At 60.9% G+C, this 4,250-nt stretch carries 6 protein-coding genes; 1 reads left to right on the top strand and 5 read right to left on the bottom strand.

Translation table 11 applies throughout. From position 1 onward, the window contains the following. Positions 1 to 644, top strand: a 644-nt coding sequence (locus ACFE0K_RS01575; RefSeq protein ID WP_434534388.1) for an anhydro-N-acetylmuramic acid kinase, incomplete at its 5' end; no start/stop codon positions are given. A gap of 185 nt (positions 645 to 829) precedes the next feature. On the opposite strand, the gene ACFE0K_RS01570 is transcribed toward ACFE0K_RS01575, so the two are convergent. From ACFE0K_RS01570 to argC, 5 genes are all read right to left on the bottom strand, one after another. After that, complete coding sequence (locus tag ACFE0K_RS01570) at positions 830 to 1,333, bottom strand: phosphatase PAP2 family protein (RefSeq protein ID WP_434534389.1); 504 nt, start codon at positions 1,331 to 1,333, stop codon at positions 830 to 832. A gap of 151 nt (positions 1,334 to 1,484) precedes the next feature. After that, complete coding sequence (gene erpA, locus ACFE0K_RS01565) at positions 1,485 to 1,823, bottom strand: iron-sulfur cluster insertion protein ErpA (protein WP_434534387.1); 339 nt, start codon at positions 1,821 to 1,823, stop codon at positions 1,485 to 1,487. A 91-nt stretch (positions 1,824 to 1,914) separates the two neighbouring features. After that, on the bottom strand, positions 1,915 to 2,379 hold the full coding sequence (locus ACFE0K_RS01560) for a bactofilin family protein (protein WP_434534386.1): 465 nt from the start codon (positions 2,377 to 2,379) through the stop codon (positions 1,915 to 1,917). Positions 2,380 to 2,388: 9 nt separating this feature from the next. After that, positions 2,389 to 3,114: a DUF6776 family protein gene (locus ACFE0K_RS01555; RefSeq protein WP_434534385.1), complete on the bottom strand. Its 726-nt coding sequence runs from the start codon at positions 3,112 to 3,114 to the stop codon at positions 2,389 to 2,391. Position 3,115: 1 nt separating this feature from the next. After that, the gene (gene argC, locus ACFE0K_RS01550; RefSeq protein ID WP_434534384.1) at positions 3,116 to 4,183 is read right to left on the bottom strand and encodes an N-acetyl-gamma-glutamyl-phosphate reductase; all 1,068 of its coding nucleotides are present in this window, start codon (positions 4,181 to 4,183) and stop codon (positions 3,116 to 3,118) included. Positions 4,184 to 4,250 lie beyond the last annotated feature (67 nt).

Here is a 4,250-nt window from a genome sequence, read left to right as displayed (position 1 = left end):
CCTTCACACAGCAGTGTTTTGACCGCCCGGGCCAGCGACGCGCCATTGCCAACATCGGCGGCAGGGCCAACGTGACCTGGCTGGACGGCGACACCTTATTGGGCGGGTTCGATACCGGACCGGGCAATGTACTGATGGATTTGTGGATCCGGCAGCACCGCCAGCAACCGTTCGACCACAATGGTGACTGGGCCGCTGGCCGCGAGCCAGACGCGACGCTGCTGGCAAAGCTGCTGGATGATCCCTACTTCCGTCTGCCGCCCCCCAAGAGCACCGGTCGCGAGCTTTTCCACGCGGACTGGCTGGCACAACACCTTCCTGGCCACAGTGAACCACAACAGGTTCAGGCCACCCTGGCCGAGCTGACTGCCTCTAGCATCAGTGACGCGCTGGCGGATTTCGCCCCACAACAACTGCTGGTCTGCGGCGGCGGCGCCCACAACCAGCATCTGCTGGCACGGCTACAGCATCATCTGGGTATTCCTGTGATCAGCACCGAGAGCGAAGGCCTGCACCCGGACTGGGTAGAAGCCGCCGCCTTTGCCTGGCTGGCATGGGCACGTCTGGAAGGAAAGTGCGGGAATGCGCCGGTGGTTACCGGGGCGTCTCGGGAAGCGGTATTGGGGCAGGTCACTCTGCCCTGAGACGTGAGGAGCAGCCCCTCATTTCCTCGCTATACCCCCGTAGCAGCGGCGCTTGAGCAGCGAACCATCCAGCCTTTATCGCAAGCAAATCGCGGCTCAGGCGCCGCTCCTACGGGGGGTATAGAAAGATGTGTGGCCGTATGGCCAGGGCGGGAGAGGATCGTCGAGAGAGAGAGAGGGGGAAGCTAAACCAGCCAGAGACCCAGCATGGCGCAGCTGACACCCAGGGTGGCGCCAGCAAGGATATCGCTGGGGTAATGCACGCCCAGCAGCACCCGTGACAGCCCCACCATCACCGCCAGACCCAGCGCCAGCAGCATCACCGGCGGATAGAACACGCAGAGCAGGGATGCCATGACAAAGGCGGCCGCGGTATGGCCAGAGGGGAAACTGAAGCGGTCTGCCGGCTGGATAAAGGCAGACAGGCTTTCCAGCGCATCTGCTGGCCGCGGTCGTTTGATCAGATGCTTCAGCAGTACAAACAGCGGCACTTCCAACGCATAGGCGGCCATGGCGGTAAGGGCAAATTCGCTGCCCCCCTGCGGTTCCATCCACCAGATCAGCAGTGTCAGGGCCACATAGAAGGGGCCATCGCCAAGCCGCGACACCAGGCGGGCCATACGGGCACGACGGGCGGCCTGGGGCTGCTGAAGCAACCAGCACATGGCCCGGGTATCCGCGGCGGTCATTCGTTGAAATGTAGGTTTTGTCGTCATCATGGGGATAGTGTGACCCGCAAAAACGACGAAAAGTTGATCAAATGGTGAAGGTTTTGTGACAGCAGATATCATCTCATGCTGCAGAACGCGCCTGTTGCGCAGGGTGAGAAGCGTCCGGTGTTCAGACGGAGAAGGAAGACCCGCAACCACAGGTAGTGGCCGCATTGGGGTTGCTGACCACAAAGCGCGAGCCCATCAGCCCCTTCTCGTAGTCCACCTGGGAACCGTCCAGGTACTGGATGCTCATGGCATCGACCAGCAAGGTAACGCCTTCCTTTTCAACGATGGTGTCGTCGTCGTTGACCGCCTCATCAAAGGTGAAGCCGTAGGAAAAACCGGCACAGCCTCCCCCCGTGATATACACGCGCAGCTTGAGTTGCGGATTGCCTTCGTCGTCACGCAGTTCCTTGACCTTGGCGGCGGCGGCATCGGTGAATGAGATCGGGGCGTTTTCGGTCATACTCTCGCTAGCAACGGATGGCGGATTGGCCCGTGGCCGGGAAGGCCAACGGGCTGATTATGTTCCAGTACCCGACTAAAACAGTCAAGAATTATTCAGCGACCGCAGCCTTGGTCGCGGTCTTGCCGGCATTCTTGCCAGTGGCATCCGGTGCCGGCAGGTTGCGCCGTTCATCGTCCAGCCGCACCAGCTTGCCGTTTACCCGGGCCCCCATGACCATTTCGATCATCAGGTAATAGACATTCCCTTCCACGGCGGCTTTCTCGGCCAACTCCAGATTCTCGGTGGCGTGCACATCCCCTTCCACACGACCGTTGATGATGACATTGGGTACCTGAATCTCCCCTTTGACCACGCCTGTCTCACCAATAATCAGTCGGCCACCGTCCTTGCCCACACTGATATTGCCTTCTACGGTGCCTTGCACGTGCAGGCCACCAGTGAATTCGATATCACCCCGAACCGTGGCGCTGGGCGCGACCAGGGTATGGTTACGATAGTCCTGGGACGAACCGGATGTACTACCTGTTGCGGATTTCTTGTCTCGGCCAAGCACGGGTCTCTCCTACTGCCATTTTACGGTTTTTTGTATCTGGTAACGGTTTCTGCCGCCGCTCTCAGCTTCTACGTCCACAGCTTCCAGCTCCACCCCTTCCGGTACCTGAAAGCGGCCACTCAGCTCCTGAAAGTAACGAAACCGGAAGCGCGTCTCACTGCCATCTTCCAGCCAGTCGGTTCCATTTCGGGAAAAAGGCTCACCCTCGCGACTGCCACGCAGGGTCAAACTGATGTCGCCGGACAGATAATTGCGGTTATCCCCTGCCTGCACCAGCACCAACCGGTAGCGGTAAAAGCCGTTTTCATCATCCGGCTGCAGCACCATTTTTTCAATCTGCAGCCCCTCGCTGGCACCCGGCGCCATGACGCTCTTGTAAAACACCACCGCCTCTTCCAGCTCGGCAGCCTGGTCGCGCAGGGATTTTATCTCCTGGCGCAGGGTTTCCCGCGCCTCCCGGGTGACTTCGGTATCGGTACGGTACAGGGCCAGTTCATTGCGGGCCGCTTCCAGCTCACGCTTGGCGGTCTTCAAATCGCTGCGCAAGCGCTGGTTGGCCGCGGACGTATCCAGGGCGCCACTGCTAGCCGTCCAGAAACCGCCGGCAAATAGCACTACGGCAAGGATCAGCAAGCCCACCGTCCATAACCGGCGGCGCTTTTTCTGCCGGGACGGACTCACCGGCATCAGCATCACATCATCAATACCTGCCCGGCTTTTCGGTTTGCGCGCCATATCAGGGCATCAGCGGAACGACTGCGAGTCCCGCCCCTTCGTCCAGACCGAACATGATATTCATGGCTTGCACCGCCTGCCCGGAGGCTCCCTTGACCAGGTTGTCGATCACCGACAGTACCACAATCACGTTCTCGCCCCGGGGCTGGTGCAAGGCAATCCGGCAGGTGTTGGCGCCTTTCACGAAACGGGTCTCCGGGTGGCTGCCCAGAGGCATCACATCCACAAACGGCTCATTGGCATAACGGGCCTCATAGGCCGCATGGATCTCTTCCAGAGACGGCGATTGGTCGTTGAGCTGGCCATAAAGGGTGGCGTGAATACCGCGAATCATGGGGATCAGATGCGGCACAAAGGTGGCCCTCACTGGGCCGCCGGCGATATCCGCCAGGCCTTGTTCGATTTCCGGCAGGTGACGGTGACCGCTGGCGCCATAGGCTTTGTAGCTTTCGCCGGCTTCCGCCAGCAGCATCGGCACCTTGGCACCCTTGCCGCCACCACTGGCGCCACTGGCCGCGTTGGCAATCAGTTGGTCCGGCTTGATCCAGCCGTTTTCCAGCAGCGGCAAGTAGCCCAGCTGGATGGCAGTGGGATAGCAGCCGGCACAGGCCACCAGTCGCGCCTCACGCAGCTTTTCCCGGTTCACTTCCGGCAGGCCATACACCGCGTCCGCCAGCAACTCCGGGCAGGCATGCGGTTCGCCGTACCAGTCGCTCCACAATTCATGGTCACGCAGCCGGAAATCCGCAGACAGATCCACCACCCGCACCCCGGCATCCATCAGCTCAGGCATCATGCGCATGGCCACATTGTGTGGGGTCGCGAAAAACACCACGTCGCAGGCGGCCAGCCGCTTCACGTCTGGCTCGCTAAAGACCAGATCGGTGCGCCCGCGCAGGGAGGGAAACAGGTCCGCCACCGCCGTACCGGCCTCGCCCCGTGAGGTAATCACATCCAGAGCCACATGGGGGTGGTTGACCAGCAGGCGCAACAATTCCACCCCGGTGTACCCGGTGCCACCAACTACGCCGACCTTGAGGGGCTCGGCCATATCATTATCAACCCGCATAACCGGGGCACTGCATTTAACATGACGCCACGACTTCATCGCGGCGCCTGAAACAAGCCTGCGCCGC

Origin of the sequence: Alcanivorax sp. (assembly GCF_051117345.1) — a bacterium.
Lineage (GTDB): Bacteria > Pseudomonadota > Gammaproteobacteria > Pseudomonadales > Alcanivoracaceae > Alcanivorax.
This window is presented reverse-complemented; position numbering and strand designations above follow the sequence as displayed.